Source organism: Mycolicibacterium sediminis (assembly GCF_010731735.1).
GTDB classification, from domain to species: Bacteria; Actinomycetota; Actinomycetes; order Mycobacteriales; family Mycobacteriaceae; genus Mycobacterium; species Mycobacterium sediminis.
In genome coordinates this window covers 3,460,837-3,475,731 of the sequence record NZ_AP022588.1, presented here as the reverse complement: position 1 = coordinate 3,475,731, position 14,895 = coordinate 3,460,837, and the positions used below count along the sequence as shown (strand labels likewise).

The 14,895-nt window shown below is 69.6% G+C and carries 13 protein-coding genes and 2 tRNA genes; 6 read left to right on the top strand and 9 right to left on the bottom strand.

Features of this window, described 5'->3' with window-relative positions; all coding sequences use genetic code 11:
* Positions 1-17 precede the first annotated feature (17 nt).
* Both G6N64_RS16555 and G6N64_RS16550 read right to left on the bottom strand, forming a co-directional pair.
* Positions 18-1,124, bottom strand: coding sequence for a cystathionine gamma-lyase (locus tag G6N64_RS16555; RefSeq protein ID WP_163798029.1), 1,107 nt, complete (start codon positions 1,122-1,124; stop codon positions 18-20).
* 5 nt (positions 1,125-1,129) lie between these two features.
* Complete coding sequence (locus G6N64_RS16550; RefSeq protein WP_163801868.1) at positions 1,130-2,110, bottom strand: NAD(P)H-dependent glycerol-3-phosphate dehydrogenase; 981 nt, start codon at positions 2,108-2,110, stop codon at positions 1,130-1,132.
* 126 nt (positions 2,111-2,236) lie between these two features.
* On the opposite strand from G6N64_RS16550, the gene cofC reads away from it, so the two are divergent.
* The 3 genes from cofC to mutT1 are packed head-to-tail and all read left to right on the top strand — an operon-like array spanning position 2,237 to position 6,105.
* The gene (gene cofC, locus G6N64_RS16545; protein ID WP_246230680.1) at positions 2,237-2,908 is read left to right on the top strand and encodes a 2-phospho-L-lactate guanylyltransferase; all 672 of its coding nucleotides are present in this window, start codon (positions 2,237-2,239) and stop codon (positions 2,906-2,908) included.
* A gap of 47 nt (positions 2,909-2,955) precedes the next feature.
* Positions 2,956-5,115: an RNA degradosome polyphosphate kinase gene (locus G6N64_RS16540; protein WP_174266827.1), complete on the top strand. Its 2,160-nt coding sequence runs from the start codon at positions 2,956-2,958 to the stop codon at positions 5,113-5,115.
* A 57-nt stretch (positions 5,116-5,172) separates the two neighbouring features.
* Entirely contained in the window at positions 5,173-6,105 is a 933-nt protein-coding gene (gene mutT1 / locus G6N64_RS16535; RefSeq protein WP_163798026.1) for an 8-oxo-(d)GTP phosphatase MutT1, read from the top strand.
* An 86-nt stretch (positions 6,106-6,191) separates the two neighbouring features.
* On the opposite strand, the gene G6N64_RS16530 is transcribed toward mutT1, so the two are convergent.
* The 3 genes from G6N64_RS16530 to leuC form a co-directional block, all read right to left on the bottom strand.
* A complete protein-coding gene (locus tag G6N64_RS16530) occupies positions 6,192-6,899 on the bottom strand; it encodes an HU family DNA-binding protein (protein ID WP_163798025.1) in 708 nt (235 codons plus the stop codon).
* A 203-nt stretch (positions 6,900-7,102) separates the two neighbouring features.
* Positions 7,103-7,696 (bottom strand): 3-isopropylmalate dehydratase small subunit, encoded by a 594-nt coding sequence (gene leuD, locus G6N64_RS16525; RefSeq protein ID WP_163798024.1) that lies wholly within the window; start codon positions 7,694-7,696, stop codon positions 7,103-7,105.
* 9 nt (positions 7,697-7,705) lie between these two features.
* On the bottom strand, positions 7,706-9,160 hold the full coding sequence (leuC, locus tag G6N64_RS16520) for a 3-isopropylmalate dehydratase large subunit (protein ID WP_163798023.1): 1,455 nt from the start codon (positions 9,158-9,160) through the stop codon (positions 7,706-7,708).
* 84 nt (positions 9,161-9,244) lie between these two features.
* On the opposite strand from leuC, the gene G6N64_RS16515 reads away from it, so the two are divergent.
* Positions 9,245-9,946: an IclR family transcriptional regulator gene (locus tag G6N64_RS16515; protein ID WP_163798022.1), complete on the top strand. Its 702-nt coding sequence runs from the start codon at positions 9,245-9,247 to the stop codon at positions 9,944-9,946.
* 71 nt (positions 9,947-10,017) lie between these two features.
* Here the strand turns inward: G6N64_RS16515 and G6N64_RS16510 are convergent.
* The 4 genes from G6N64_RS16510 to G6N64_RS16495 form a co-directional block, all read right to left on the bottom strand.
* Positions 10,018-10,090 (bottom strand) — tRNA-Glu (locus tag G6N64_RS16510).
* An 81-nt stretch (positions 10,091-10,171) separates the two neighbouring features.
* Positions 10,172-10,246 (bottom strand) — tRNA-Gln (locus G6N64_RS16505).
* 130 nt (positions 10,247-10,376) lie between these two features.
* Positions 10,377-11,849 carry a glutamate--tRNA ligase gene (gene gltX, locus G6N64_RS16500; RefSeq protein ID WP_163798021.1) on the bottom strand — a complete coding sequence of 491 codons (1,473 nt, stop codon included), beginning with the start codon at positions 11,847-11,849 and terminating at the stop codon, positions 10,377-10,379.
* A complete protein-coding gene (locus G6N64_RS16495) occupies positions 11,849-12,643 on the bottom strand; it encodes a fumarylacetoacetate hydrolase family protein (protein ID WP_163798020.1) in 795 nt (264 codons plus the stop codon). Before G6N64_RS16495 ends, gltX begins: the two co-directional genes overlap by 1 nt.
* 114 nt (positions 12,644-12,757) lie before the next feature.
* Here G6N64_RS16495 and G6N64_RS16490 point away from each other — a divergent pair, with 114 nt between their 5' ends.
* Together G6N64_RS16490 and G6N64_RS16485 are read left to right on the top strand one after the other, a co-directional pair.
* Positions 12,758-13,975, top strand: coding sequence for an MFS transporter (locus G6N64_RS16490; RefSeq protein ID WP_163798019.1), 1,218 nt, complete (start codon positions 12,758-12,760; stop codon positions 13,973-13,975).
* A gap of 20 nt (positions 13,976-13,995) precedes the next feature.
* Complete coding sequence (locus tag G6N64_RS16485; protein WP_163798018.1) at positions 13,996-14,721, top strand: thioesterase II family protein; 726 nt, start codon at positions 13,996-13,998, stop codon at positions 14,719-14,721.
* Positions 14,722-14,895: the final 174 nt, after the last annotated feature.

Genomic DNA, 14,895 nt, shown 5'->3' with positions numbered 1-14,895 from the left:
CCGGTCCCGGGGCGCCGTCATCCGGCGAGCGCACGCTCGATGTCGGTCAGGACGTCGTCGGTGTCCTCGATGCCCATCGAGAGTCGCGCGAAGCCCGGGGACACCGGGTCTCCCCACCTGGCGCGGCGGTCCACCGACGTGTGGATCCCGCCGAAGCTGGTGGCGGCCACCAGCAGCGCACTGCGCTCGACCAGCGCGTGCACGGCGGCGGCGTCGGCGAGTTCGATGCTGAGCAGCCCTCCGAACCGCCTCATCTGCGCTGCCGCGAGGTCGTGGGCGGGATCGTCGGGCAGGCCCGGGTAGCGCACCGAGCGGACGGCGGGGTGCGCGCGCAGCATCAGCGCCGCCGCCATCGCGTTCTGGCACTGCCGTTCGAAGCGCAGTCCCGCGCTGCCGAGGCTGCGCAGCGCGAGCCACGCCTCCAGCGGCCCGAGGATCGCACCGGACAGCAGGCGTTCGCGCTCGACCGCGGCCATCAGGTCGCCGCGGCTGCCCGCGACGTAGCCGGCCAGGAGGTCGCTGTGCCCGGACAGTGCCTTCGTGGCGCTCGCCACGACGAGGTCCGCGCCGAGCGACAGCGGCCGCTGCCCGAACGGCGTCGGGGTGGTGTTGTCGACCACCAGTACCGCGCTCCGGCGACGGCAGACCGTCGCGAGCCGGTGCAGGTCGACGACGTCGAGGGTGGGGTTGACCGGTGACTCGGCCATCACCACGTCCGCGGTCTCGGCGGCCGCGCACATGTCGTGCGCCTCGGCCTCGACGATCGTGACACCAAGCGGCGCAAGCCTTTCGGCGGCGTAGCGACGCACCTGGTAGTACCCGTCGGCCGGCACCAGCAGGGTCGTGCCCGGTCCGACGAGGACCCGCAGCGTCGAGGTGATGGCCGCCATCCCGGAGCCGAACGCGAGCGCCGCCGTGGCGCCCTCCAGGTCGGCCAGCGCCGACTCCAGTTGCCGCCAGGTGGGATTCGACGCCCGGCCGTAGGTGTCCAGGCCGGCGTCCTCGTCGCTCGAGAGGTGGTAGGCCGCCGCGGGCACCGGCGGCGGCGTGACCGGTGCGCCCGGTTCGGCCGCGGAGCCCGCGGCCCTCACGCTGCGGGTGGAGTCGCCGTACTGGCCGTCCACGTCCACTACTCCGGCTTCGTGCTGCGGCCGAGCAGCAGGGCCACCGCGGATTCGACCGACAGCCCCCGGTGGCACACCCGGTGCACGGCGTCGGTCAGGGGCATCTCGACGTCGTAGCTCGACGCGAGTGCGAGCACCGACTGCGACGAGGTGACTCCCTCGGCGACGTGCCCGCCCGTCGCGGCGAGCGCGGTCACCATGCTGCTGCCGGTGCCCAACCGCTGACCGAAGGCCCGGTTGCGCGAATGCGGCGAGGTGCAGGTGGCCACCAGGTCACCGACGCCTGCCAGTCCGGCGAGCGTCGCGCCCTTGGCTCCCAGGGCGATTCCCAGCCGCATGATCTCGGCCAGCCCGCGGGTGATGATGGCGGCGGCGGTGTTCTCGCCCAGGCCGACGCCGGCGGCCATGCCGCAGGCGAGCGCGATGACGTTCTTGCACGCCCCGCCGATCTCGGCGCCGACGACGTCGCTGTTCGTGTACGGCCGGAAGTACCCGGTGGAGAAGGCGCGCTGCAGCGCGACGGCGCGACCGGAGTCCGAGCACGCGACGACGGTGGCCGCGGGCTGTTCGTCGACGATCTCACTGGCGAGGTTGGGACCCGTCACCACCGCGATGCGGGACGGGTTGACCCCCGAGACCTGTTCGATGACCTGGCTCATCCGCAGCAGCGTGTTGAGTTCGATCCCCTTGGCCACGTTGACCAGCGTCGCGTCGCCGTCGAGGTGGGGCACCCACGCCTCGAGGTTGGCGCGCAGGGTCTGCGACGGCACGGCGAGCAACACCGTGCACGAGCCGTCGAGCGCCTCGGCCGGATCGCTGGTCGCGCGGATCGACGCGGGCAGGTCGGCGTCACCCACGTACCCGACGTTGCGGTGGGTCCGGTTGATCTCGTCTGCCAGGTCCGGTCGGCGGGTCCACAGCGTCACGTCGTTGCCCGCGTCCGCGAGCACCTTCGCCAACGCCGTGCCCCAGGCACCGGCACCCATCACGGCCGCGTTCACCACGGGAATGAATCTAGCCTGCTGGAGCATTGCTCCTCGCGTGACCGCTCGACGCCGCACCGCGCCCGTCGCCCGAGCGCGCCACGTGGTCCTACTGGCAGGATGGCACCCATGAGCGGCAACTCGGCCCGCACGTCGACCGACGTCGCGCTGATCATTGCCGTCAAGCGGCTGTCGGCGGCCAAGACGCGGCTCGCCCCGACCTTCTCCGCGAGCGATCGCGCCGCGCTCGTCCTGGCCATGCTGATCGACACGATCACCGCGGCCTCGGCGGTTCCCGCGGTGGCCACGATCACCATCGTGACGCCCGACGAGGTGGCGGCCGAGACCGCCCGCAGGTTCGGCGCCCACGTACTCGTCGACCCCACCCCCGCCGGACACGTCGATCCGCTCAACGCGGCACTGGCCGCAGCCGAGGCGGCGGTAGGTGAACAGTCGGTGAACGTGGCGGTGCTGCAGGGCGATCTGCCTGCCCTGCAGTCCCGGGAGCTGGCACAGGCGGTGTCCGCGGCCCGGGCGCACCCACGCAGCTTCGTCGCGGACCGGCACGGCAGCGGTACGGTCGCCCTGTTCGCGTTCGGCACACCCCTCGAACCGAGGTTCGGCATCGAATCCGCACGGCGGCACCAGGATTCGGGGGCAGTACCCCTGCTGCGCGAGTGGCCCGGACTGCGCTGCGACATCGACACCCCCGACGACCTCGGTGCCGCGCTGCAGCTCGGCGTCGGCACCACCACGAAGCGGACGGTGGCCGACGTGGAGGTACCGGGCGCCGATCGCTGACCTCGGCCACCTAGCCCCCGGGTCCGGCGATGGGGGATGATCGTCGGGTGACCGAAGCCGAGACTCGAACGACCGAAGCCGAGTGGACGACGTCGAACGCCGCGCCGGAGTCTCCACCCGCGACCACCACGTCCTCCGACCCGGATCTGCCCGAGCCGCTGCCCGACGACAGGTACCTCAACCGGGAGCTGAGCTGGCTCGACTTCAACGCCCGCGTCCTGGCTCTCGCCGCCGATCCCTCGCTGCCGCTGCTCGAACGCGCGAAATTCCTCGCGATCTTCGCCTCGAACCTCGACGAGTTCTACATGGTCCGGGTCGCCGGCCTGAAGCGACGCGACGAGATGGGGTTGTCGGTGCGCTCCGCCGACGGACTGTCGCCGCGCGAGCAGCTGCGCCGGATCGGCGAACGCACCCAGCAGATCGCGACCCGGCACGCCACCGTCTTCGGCGAACTGGTCCGCCCCGCCCTCGCCGAACAGGGCATCGTCATCGTCACGTGGAGCGAACTCTCCGAACTCGAGCGCGACCGGCTCTCCACCTACTTCCACGAGCAGGTGTTCCCGGTCCTCACGCCACTGGCCGTCGATCCGGCCCACCCGTTCCCCTTCGTGAGCGGGCTGAGCCTGAACCTGGCGATCACCATCCGGCTCCCCGACGACGGCACGCAGCACTTCGCCCGAATCAAGGTGCCCGACAACGTCGACCGCTTCGTCGAGCTGGCGCCCCGCGACGACGACGGCGCGACCCGCTTCCTCCCCATGGAGGAGTTGATCTCCGCCTTCCTCACGGTCCTGTTCCCGGGGCTGGAGATCGTCGAACACCACGCCTTCCGCATCACCCGCAACGCCGACTTCGAGGTCGAGGAAGACCGCGACGAGGATCTGCTGCAGGCCCTGGAGCGGGAGTTGGCGCGACGCCGGTTCGGCTCGCCGGTGCGTCTCGAGATCGCCGGCGACATGACCGAGAACATGCTCGAACTGCTCCTGCGCGAGCTCGACGTCCACCCCGGCGACGTCATCGACGTGCCGGGCCTGCTCGACCTGTCGTCGCTGTGGCAGATCTACGGCGTCGACCGTCCGGAGCTGAAGGACCCACCGTTCGTGCCCGCCACGCCACCGGCCTTCGGCGAGCGCGAGACGCCCAAGAGCATCTTCTCCACGCTGCGCGACGGCGACGTCCTGGTGCACCACCCCTACGACTCGTTCTCGACGACGGTGCAGCGCTTCATCGAACAGGCCGCCGCCGATCCGAACGTGCTCGCCATCAAGCAGACCCTGTACCGCACTTCGGGTGACTCGCCGATCGTCAGCGCGTTGATCGACGCGGCCGAGGCGGGCAAGCAGGTGGTGGCCCTCGTCGAGATCAAGGCCCGCTTCGACGAGCAGGCCAACATCAAATGGGCGCGTGCGCTGGAACAGGCGGGCGTGCACGTGGTCTACGGCCTCATCGGGCTCAAGACGCACTGCAAGACGTGCCTGGTGGTGCGGCGAGAGGGTTCGGCGATCCGGCGGTACTGCCACATCGGGACGGGCAACTACAACCCGAAGACGTCACGGCTGTACGAGGACGTGGGCCTGTTGACCGCCTCCCCGGACATCGGCGCCGACCTGACCGACCTGTTCAACTCGCTGACGGGCTACTCGCGCAAGGTGTCCTACCGCAATCTGCTGGTCGCGCCGCACGGCGTGCGCCGGGGCATCGTGGAGCGGATCGACCGCGAGGTCGCCGCCCACCGCGAGGGCGCGGACGCCCGGATCCGGGTCAAGGCCAACGCGCTGGTCGACGAGCAGGTCATCGACGCGCTCTATCGCGCCTCGCAGGCGGGCGTGCCGGTCGAGGTGGTGGTGCGAGGGATCTGCGCGCTGCGACCCGGAGCACCGGGCTTCAGCGAGAACATCGTGGTGCGTTCGATTCTCGGCCGCTTCCTCGAACACTCGCGAATCATTCACTTCCGCGCCATCGACGAGGTCTGGATCGGCAGTGCCGACATGATGCATCGTAATCTCGACCGCCGCGTCGAGGTGATGGCACAGGTCAAGGATCGACGGTTGGCCAGCCAACTCAACGACGTCTTCGAGTCGGCCCTCGATCCCGCCACCAGGTGCTGGGAGCTGAGCGCCGACGGTCGTTGGACGGCGTTGCCGCACGCGGGAGAAACGGTTCGCGACCACCAGGTATCGCTGATGGAGCGCCACCGGCACCCGTAGGACACCGTCCGTCCGACGCGGCCACACGGGCGGCGAAGATGACCTGCAGGAGTTGACGTGTCGAAGAAGGGTCCGGCGACCGGCGGTGCGGCCAAGACGGTGCTCGCCGCGGGTGCGGTGTTGTGGCGCGCCGGGGACGACGACGCGGTCGAGGTCGCGATCGTGCATCGGCCACGCTACGACGACTGGTCACTGCCCAAGGGCAAGCTCGATCCCGGTGAGACCGAACCCGTTGCCGCGGTTCGCGAGGTACACGAGGAAACCGGCTTCGCCGCCGAACTGGGCAGGCGTCTGCCGTCGGTCGCCTATCCGATCGCCAACGGCACCAAGCTGGTGCGGTACTGGTCGGCGCGGGCGATAGGTGGGGAGTTCGCCCCCAACTCCGAGGTCGACGAACTTCTGTGGCTGCCGGTCCCGGCCGCGATGAAGCGGCTCCAGTACGCGGCCGACCGGAAGGTGCTGCGTCGCTTCGCCAAGAACACGGCCAAGCACGACGTCGACACCAAGACGGTCCTGGTCGTGCGACACGCGGTCGCGGGCAGCAAGTCCCGTTACAAGGGCGACGACCGCGCACGGCCCCTCGACAAGAAGGGGCGCGCACAGGCCGAGTCGCTGGTGGGTCTGCTCCTGGCGTTCGGCGCGACGGACCTGTACGCGGCGCCCCGTGCCCGCTGCCATCAGACCCTGGAGCCGTTGGCCGAGGAGCTCGGGGTACCGGTCGTCGACGAGCCGACGCTGACCGAGGAGGCGTACGCCGCCGACCACGATGCGGGCCGGGCTCGGTTCGCCGAGATCGCCCGGGCCGACGGCACGCCCGTGATCTGTACGCAGGGCAAGGTGATCCCCGACCTCATCGCCTGGTGGTGCGAGCGCGACGGCGTGAAGCCCGACAAGTCCAGGAACCGCAAGGGCAGCACGTGGGTGCTCTCCGTCGCCGACGGTGCGCTGGTGGCCGCCGACCACATCGGCAGCCCGCTCGCCCTCGCCTGACCGCCGCCCCCCACAGACGGAAACGCGCCCCGGATCGGATGATCCGCGGCGCGTCCGCTGCCCCGACTCGGGGCAGTACTCCTGATCTAGCGGCGGCCCTTCTTGGCCGGCGCCTTCTTGGCAGCCGGTGCCTTCTTGGCCGGAGCCTTGGTGGCGGCCTTCTTGGCGGCCGGTGCAGCAGCCTTCTTGGCAGGCGTGGCAGCCTTCTTCGCCGGGGTCGCAGCCTTCTTGGCGGCGGGTGCCTTCTTGGCCGGAGTCGACACCTTCTTCGCGGGCGTCGCAGCCTTCTTGGCAGGCGTGGCAGCCTTCTTCGCCGGCGTCGCAGCCTTCTTGGCGGCGGGTGCCTTCTTGGCCGGCGTCGCTGCCTTCTTGGCCGGCGTCGCTGCCTTCTTGGCGGGCGTCGCTGCCTTCTTGGCCGGAGCGGCCTTCTTGACGGCGGCCTTCTTGACCGCGGTCTTGCGTGCCGGCGCGGCGGTGGCGCCACGCTTCACGGCGGGGCCATCCGACGGGAGCTTCTGTGCGCCAGACACAACCGCCTTGAACTGTGCGCCGGGCCGGAATGCCGGGACCGACGTCGGCTTGACCTTGACGGTCTCACCGGTGCGCGGGTTGCGTGCGACACGCGCCGCACGGCGGCGCTGTTCGAACACGCCGAACCCGGTGATCGTCACGCTGTCGCCCTTGTGGACGGCACGGACGATCGTGTCGACGACGTTTTCTACCGCGGCAGTTGCCTGCCGGCGGTCGGTGCCCAACTTGTCCGTGAGGACATCGATGAGCTCTGCCTTGTTCATGCAAAACCTCCGGAGCCAGTGGTCCGCCTTGGACCGACTAATGCCCACGGTAAACCCTCGGGCTGCAGATATCCAAGAGCCACGCCGAATTTCAGGCGTTGCTGGGACCTCATTCGGCAATCCGATTGCCCCACATGGGCTGTGGTACGCCAGTCCTAGAACTGGTTGCGGAGAGCCGATTTCGGCCGGTCTCCGACGCCGCGTCAGGCGTTCAGGGTGCGCGGCTTCCAGCTCGGCCGGGAGGCCTCGAACGCCGTGATTTCGTCCTGTTTCCGCAGCGTAAGGCCTATATCGTCGAGGCCCTCGATGAGGCGCCAGGCGGTGTAGTCGTCAATCGTGAACGGCACCATGACCGTTCCTGCGGCGATCGTCCGATCCCGAAGGTTCACAGTCAGTTCCAGCCCGGGATTCTGCTCGATCAACTTCCACAGCAGTTCCACATCATCGTGATTCACTTCGGCGGCCAAAAGCCCCGCCTTGCCCGCGTTGCCGCGGAAGATGTCCGCGAAGCGCGACGAGATCACGACGCGGAAGCCGAAGTCCATGAGCGCCCAGACGGCGTGCTCGCGGGACGACCCGGTCCCGAAGTCGGGACCGGCGACCAGGACCGAGCCCCGGTCGAACGGCGCCAGGTTCAGGACGAAGGCCGGGTCGTTGCGCCAGGCGGCGAACAGCCCGTCCTCGAAACCCGTTCGGGTGACCCGTTTGAGGTAGACGGCCGGGATGATCTGGTCGGTGTCGACGTTGGACAGCCGCAGCGGAACGCCGATGCCGGTGTGGGTGTGGAACGCATCCATGGGGTACTCCTAGCGATTCGCGGCGGCGGGAAGGTCGGCCGGTGAGGACAGGGTGCCCCGCACCGCGGTCGCCGCGGCGACCGCCGGCGAGACCAGGTGCGTGCGACCGCCCTTGCCCTGCCTGCCCTCGAAGTTGCGGTTGGACGTCGAGGCGCATCGCTCGCCCGGGGCCAGCTGGTCGGGGTTCATGCCGAGGCACATCGAACATCCGGCCTGGCGCCAGTCGGCGCCTGCGGCGGTGAAGATCTCGCCGAGGCCCTCCGATTCGGCCTGTGCGCGCACCCGCATCGAGCCGGGGACCACCAGCATGCGGACGCCGTCGGCGACCTTGCGGCCCTGCAGGATGTCGGCCACGACCCTCAGATCCTCGATCCGGCCGTTGGTGCAGGAGCCCACGAACACCGCGTCGACCGGGACGTCGCGCATCGGCGTTCCGGCGGCTAAGTCCATGTACCTCAACGCCTTCTCGGCGGACTGCTTCTCGTCGTCGTCGAACAGGGACTGGGGGTCGGGCACCGAGCCGGCCAGCGGGACGCCCTGCCCCGGGTTCGTCCCCCACGTCACGAAGGGGCTCAGCTCGGCGGCGTCGAGGTAGACCTCGGTGTCGAATTGCGCGCCCTCGTCGGTGCGCAACGCGCTCCAGGCCTCGACGGCGGCATCCCAGTCGGCACCGGTGGGCGCATGGGGCCTGCCACGCAGGTAGGCGAAGGTGGTCTCGTCCGGCGCGACCATGCCCGCCCGTGCCCCGGCCTCGATGCTCATGTTGCAGATCGTCATGCGGCCCTCCATCGACAGCGATTCGATGGCACTGCCGCGGTATTCGATGACGTGCCCCTGGCCACCGCCGGTACCGATCTTGGCGATCACCGCCAGGATGACGTCCTTGGCGCTGACGCCCTCGGGCAGCACGCCGTCGACGTTGACCGCCATCGTCTTGAACGGCCGCAGCGGAAGCGTCTGCGTCGCAAGGACGTGTTCGACCTCGGAGGTACCGATGCCCATCGCCAGTGCGCCGAAGGCGCCGTGGGTCGACGTGTGACTGTCGCCGCAGACCACCGTGGTGCCGGGCTGCGTCAGCCCCAACTGCGGGCCGATGATGTGCACGATGCCCTGCTCGACGTCGCCCATCGGGTGCAGCCGGATGCCGAATTCCGCGCAGTTGCGCCGCAACGTCTCGACCTGGGTCCGCGACACCAGGTCGGCGATCGGCTTGTCGATGTCGACGGTGGGGACGTTGTGGTCCTCCGTGGCGATCGTGAGATCGGGCCGTCGCACGGGGCGGCCGGCGAGCCGCAGACCGTCGAACGCCTGCGGACTGGTGACCTCGTGGACGAGGTGCAGGTCGATGTAGATGAGGTCGGGTTCCCTGGCGGCCCCGTCGCCGGATCCGGCGACGACGACGTGGTCGGCCCACACCTTCTCCGCCATCGTGCGTGGGCTCGTGGTCGTGACGTCCGTTGTCATGGCATTCGTTCCTTCGAGTGGTCCGCAGAGGGCGCTGCGGGTATCTCACTGGTATCTCAGTATTCGGGAAGCTAGTATCTCCCTGTGAGACAGGATAGCGGCATCGGGGTCCTCGACAAAGCCGTGGGGGTGCTGCACTCGGTGGCCGAGTCGCCGTGCGGCCTCGCCGAACTCTGCGAGCGGACGGGCCTGCCGCGCGCAACGGCCCATCGGCTCGCCGCCGGTCTCGAAGTCCACCGCCTGCTGTCCCGCGACACCGAGGGGCGGTGGCGGCTCGGACCCGCACTCACCGAGTTGGCGGGCCACGTCAACGATCCGCTGCTGGCCGCGGGCACGGCGGTCCTCCCCAGGCTGCGGGAGATCACCGGTGAGAGCGTTCAGCTCTACCGCCGCGAGGGGACGTCGCGGGTCTGCGTAGCAGCACTCGAACCGCATGCGGGGCTGCGCGACACGGTGCCGGTGGGCACCCGGCTGCCGATGACCGCGGGCTCGGGGGCGAAGGTCCTGCTGGCCTACAGCGATGCGGCCACCCAGCAGACCGTGCTCCCCCACGCCATGTTCACCGACCGCACGCTCGCCGAGGTGCGCAAGCGCGGATGGGCCCAAAGCGCCGCGGAACGAGAGTCGGGTGTGGCGAGTGTCTCGGCACCGGTGCGCGACGGGCGCGGCACCGTCATCGCCGCCGTCTCGGTGTCGGGGCCCATCGACCGGATGGGCCGCAGACCGGGCGCTCGCTGGGCTGCCGACCTGCTCGCCGCGGCCGACGCGCTGACGCGGCGGCTCTGAGCCCAAGCCGATACACCCCGGAACGCAAGGGGCGCCCGATCCGTCGTGACGGATCAGGCGCCTCTGATGCGTACCCCCGATGGGATTCGAACCCACGCTACCGCCGTGAGAGGGCGGCGTCCTAGGCCGCTAGACGACGGGGGCTAGAACTTTCTGCGACGGTCAGCATATCTCAGGCGAGAATGTCGACCTAATCATCACGGCGCACGGGAACGTTCACCGCAATGGCTGGGGTACCAGGACTCGAACCTAGAATGGCGGTACCAGAAACCGCTGTGTTGCCAATTACACCATACCCCACTGGCTGCCCATCACCGCTGGTCACGGGCCTGTTCCGCGTCGAGAACGCTGCGACGTACGTCGTTGCGCGCCGTTCGCGGGCCGACGAGCAGACTACCAAAGATTCTGAGGCCGCTCGTCACGGCACCCGTCATACCGCCGCAGCGGCGTGGTCACGGCCGGCGCGCAGCCTAATCAGGCTGCGCTCACGGCCCAGCAGTTCGAGCGACTCGAACAGCGGCGGGCTGATCGACGCTCCGGTGGCGGCCACCCGGATCGGCCCGAACGCCTTCCTCGGCTTCAGCTCCAATCCGTCGATGAGCCCGGCCTTGAGCGCGTCCTCGATCTGGGGGGTGACCCAGTCCCGCACGCCCTCGAGGGCTGCGACGGCGGCCTCGAGGACCGGCACGGCGTCGGGCTTGAGTTCCTTCGCCGCGGCCTTCTCGTCCAACGCGAACGAGCGCTCGTCGAGGAACTTCAGCAGATCCCACGCGTCGCCGAGCACGACGATGCGGGTCTGGACGAGGGCGGCCGCCTCGGCGAAGCCCGCGTCGTCCAGTCCGGTGTCGTGGCCGTGGGCGACGAAGTAGTCACGCAACCGTGCGGTGAAGTCCTCCACCGACAGCCGCCGGACGTGTTCGGCGTTGATGGCGTCGGCCTTCTTCTGGTCGAAGCGCGCCGGATTGGAGTTGACGTCGCGGACGTCGAATGCCGCCACCATCTCGTCGAGGCTGAACAGGTCGTGGTCGTCGGCGATGCCCCAGCCCAGCAGCGCGAGGTAGTTCAGCAGTCCCTCGGGGAGGAAGCCGCGGTCACGGTGCAGGAACAGATTGGACTGAGGGTCGCGCTTCGAGAGCTTCTTGTTGCCCTCCCCCAGCACGCTGGGCAGGTGGGCGAACTCGGGCACGCGCTCAGCCACCCCGATCCGGATCAGCGCCTGGTACAGCGCTATCTGACGCGGCGTCGACGGCATGATGTCCTCACCACGCAGGACGTGGGTGATTCGCATCAGCGCGTCGTCGACCGGATTGACCAAGGTGTACAGCGGATCTCCGCTGGCGCGGGTGATGGCGAAGTCGGGCACCGAGCCTGCCGGAAAGCTCACGGGTCCGCGCACCAGGTCGGTCCAGCCGAGGTCCTCGTCGGGCATCCGCAGTCGCAGTACGGGTCGACGGCCCTCGGAGGCGAAGGCGGTCCGCTGTTCGTCGGTCAGCGTGCGGTCGTGATTGTCGTAACCCAGCTTCGGATTGCGGCCCGCCGCGACGTGACGGGCCTCCACCTCCTCGGGCGTCGAGTACGCCTCGTACACCTCGCCGGCGTCGACGAGTCGGGCGATGACGTCGCGGTAGATCTCGCCGCGCTGCGACTGCCGGTACGGCTCGTACGGACCACCGACCTCCGGACCCTCGTCCCAGTCGAGGCCCAGCCATCGCAGCGCGTCGAGGATGGCCGCATAGCTCTCGACGCTGTCCCGCGCGGCGTCGGTGTCCTCGATGCGAAAGACGAATTGCCCACCGGTGTGCCGGGCGTAGGCCCAGTTGAACAGCGCGGTGCGTACGAGGCCGACGTGCGGCGTGCCGGTGGGCGACGGGCAGAACCGCACCCTGACATCTCCGGCACTCATCACTTGCCCTTGCGCACAACGGGATTGGACAGGGTGCCGATTCCCTCGATCGTGATGCTCACGGTGTCACCGTCTTCGATCGGGCCGACGCCCTCGGGTGTGCCGGTCAGGATCAGGTCGCCCGGCAGCAGCGTCATGACCGCCGACACCCATTCGATGATCGCGCCCACGTCGTGGATCATCAGCGACGTCCTGCTGTGCTGTCGCACCTCGCCGTTGACCTCGGTCCGCAGGTCGAGATCGAAGGGGTCGACGTCGGTGTCGATCCACGGCCCGACCGGACAGAACGTGTCGTGGCCCTTGGCCCGCATCCACTGCCCGTCCTTCTTCTGCTGATCTCGGGCCGAGACGTCGTTGGCGATGGTGTAGCCCAGGATGTTCTCGGCCGCGCGCGCGGCGGACACGTCCTTGCACGGCCGCCCGATCACGACGGCCAGTTCACCCTCGTGGTGGACGGGGTGGGCGTCGGCGGGCAGTTGGATCGGGACGTGCGGGCCGACGATCGCCGTGTTGGGCTTGAGGAAGATCACCGGATCCTCCGGGGCGACGCCGCCCATCTCGGCGGCGTGGGCCGCGTAGTTCTTGCCCATGCAGATGACCTTGCTGGCCAGGATCGGGGCGAGCAGCCGGACGTCGGCGAGCGGCCACGTCCGGCCGGTGAACTCCGGCGTGCCGAAGGGGTGTTCGGCGATCTCGCGGACCGTGGCCCGCGCGGCGTTCTCGGGAGTGGAGACGTCACCCTCGATGGTGACGAAGGCAACACCGTCGGGACTGGCGATTCGACCTAGACGCATTCGACCAGCCTAGTGGCCCCGGCGGGCCGCGGTCCGATGGGTCCGCCGATTCGGCAATCCCACGATTCGGGAACGAGATTCACTAGGTGAGACGGTCGTGCCACGATGGGAGGCATGCCCACGGCTCAGATCGGCACCGCGCGGCGATGGTCGATGTTGGCCATCGCACTGACCGCCACCCTGTTCGCGAACGTGTTCATCAACGGTGTGGCCTTCCTGATCCCGACGCTGCACACCGACCTGGGCCTCGACCTGGCACAGGCGGGCCTGATGTCCTCGCTGCCGAGTTTCGGCATGGTCGTCACGCTCATCGCCTGGGGATGGGTGGTGGATCTGCTCGGCGAGCGATTCGTGCTCACCGTCGGCTCGGCACTGACCGCGGCGGCAGGGTTCGCCGCCGCGACGGCGGACTCACTGACGACCATCGGCGTCTTCCTCTTCCTCGGCGGAATGGCAGCCGCCAGCAGCAACGTCGCGAGTGGCCGCCTGGTGGTCGGATGGTTCCCACCGCACCGCCGCGGTTTCGTCATGGGCATCCGCCAGACCGCACAGCCACTCGGAGTCGGCCTCGGCGCGTTGGTGATTCCGCGACTGGCCGAGCAGCACGGCATCGGAGGGGCACTGCTCTTCCCCGCGATCGTGTGTGCAGCCGCCGCGGTCGTCAGCCTCGTCGGAGTCCTGGACCCGCCCCGGCCACCGCGGGCCGAGGCCCCGGCGGCGGACCTGGCCAACCCCTACCGGGGATCGTCGACACTGTGGCGGATCCACGCCGTCTCAGTGCTTCTCGTCGTTCCCCAGTCGGTGGTGTGGACCTTCGCACTGGTGTGGCTGATGAGCGACCGCGGCTGGACGGCAGCCGGGGCGGGTGGACTCGTCACGGCGGCACAGGTCCTCGGTGCCGCCGGCCGAGTGGCGGCCGGCCGTTGGTCGGACCGGGTGGGCTCGCGCCTGCGACCGGTACGCACGATCGCCGTCGCTGCGGCGTTGACGATGGGGCTGCTGGCCGTGACCGACGCGTTCGACTCGCCGGTCGCCGTAGCCCTCCTGGTGGTCGCCTCGGTGGTGACGGTGTCCGACAACGGGTTGGCCTTCACCGCGATCGCCGAGATCTCGGGTCCGTTCTGGAGCGGCCGGGCGCTGGGTACGCAGAACACCAGCCAGCTGTTCACCACCGGAGTGGTGCCGCCGCTGTTCGGCGTGCTGATCGCCGCGTTCGGCTACCCCGCGGCATTCGCGCTCTGCGCGTTGCTACCGCTCGTGGCCCTACCGCTGGTCCCCGTCGACGCCGACTCCACGACGACCACGCGCGGCGGCGTGGAACCACCCCGCTGACGTAGCGGTACGGTGAGGCCGTGACCGAGAACCCGCCGACGCTGTACATCTTCCCGCATGCTGGAGGGTCGGCGCAGTTCTACGTACCGTTCGCGAAGTCGTTCTCCAGCAACGTCAAACGTGTCGCCGTCCAGTACCCGAGTCGCCGGGGCAGCCATGACCTCGCCTCGTTCGCGAGCATCACCGAACTCGCCGATCAGGTGTGGGGCAAGTTGTCGGCCGCGCTGGACCGCGATGCGCGCGTGGCCTTCTTCGGTCACAGCATGGGCGCGCTGGTCGCGTTCGAGGTCGCGCGCCGCTTCGAACGCGTCCACCACCCCGTCGCGGCGCTCTTCGTGTCCGCGTGTGCCGCGCCGGGCCAGGTCGGTTATGAACACGTCACAGATGACGACAAGAGCCTGCTCGCGGCCGTCGCCGAGTTCACGGGTGTCAACCCGGAGTTCCTGCAGGACGAGGACTTCGCGGCGCACATCCTGCCGACGCTCCGGGGACTCAAGGCGATCGCGAACTACGACTGCCCGCCCGACGCGACGGTGTCGTGCCCCATCTACGCGTTCGTCGGCGACGAGGACGACGTCGCGACCCTCGACAAGGCCTCGGGCTGGGCGGAACGCACCACTGCGGAGTTCACCGCGAGGGAGTTCCCCGGCCACCACTTCTACCTGACCGACCAGCTCCGCCCGCTGGTCGACGACATCGAGGCCAAGCTCTGGTCCGGCCTCGGCGAGAGCCCCGTCCAAGCCTGACGTCGAGCCGTGGACCAGGAGTCCACCGCGTCACCGTCACCGCGGGCGCCCCTGGCACCATCGCCCGTCCGTGCGTTCTCGTGTCTCGGTCGAGCGCTGCCCGGTGCGTCGCCACCGGGGCGGCGACGACCCTTCTGCGAGCGCCCGTGCCGCCACCCTCGTTCGTTCGCGGTC

Excerpts from the sequence above, each read along its gene's own strand:
- G6N64_RS16550 (WP_163801868.1), bottom strand. The coding sequence starts at position 2,110 with ATGGGTGCCGGTGCCTGGGGCACGGCGTTGGCGAAGGTGCTCGCGGAC.
- cofC (WP_246230680.1), top strand. The coding sequence starts at position 2,237 with ATGAGCGGCAACTCGGCCCGCACGTCGACCGACGTCGCGCTGATCATT.
- G6N64_RS16530 (WP_163798025.1), bottom strand. The coding sequence starts at position 6,899 with ATGAACAAGGCAGAGCTCATCGATGTCCTCACGGACAAGTTGGGCACC.
- leuD (WP_163798024.1), bottom strand. The coding sequence starts at position 7,696 with ATGGATGCGTTCCACACCCACACCGGCATCGGCGTTCCGCTGCGGCTG.
- leuC (WP_163798023.1), bottom strand. The coding sequence starts at position 9,160 with ATGACAACGGACGTCACGACCACGAGCCCACGCACGATGGCGGAGAAG.
- gltX (WP_163798021.1), bottom strand. The coding sequence starts at position 11,849 with ATGAGTGCCGGAGATGTCAGGGTGCGGTTCTGCCCGTCGCCCACCGGC.
- G6N64_RS16495 (WP_163798020.1), bottom strand. The coding sequence starts at position 12,643 with ATGCGTCTAGGTCGAATCGCCAGTCCCGACGGTGTTGCCTTCGTCACC.
- G6N64_RS16490 (WP_163798019.1), top strand. The coding sequence starts at position 12,758 with ATGCCCACGGCTCAGATCGGCACCGCGCGGCGATGGTCGATGTTGGCC.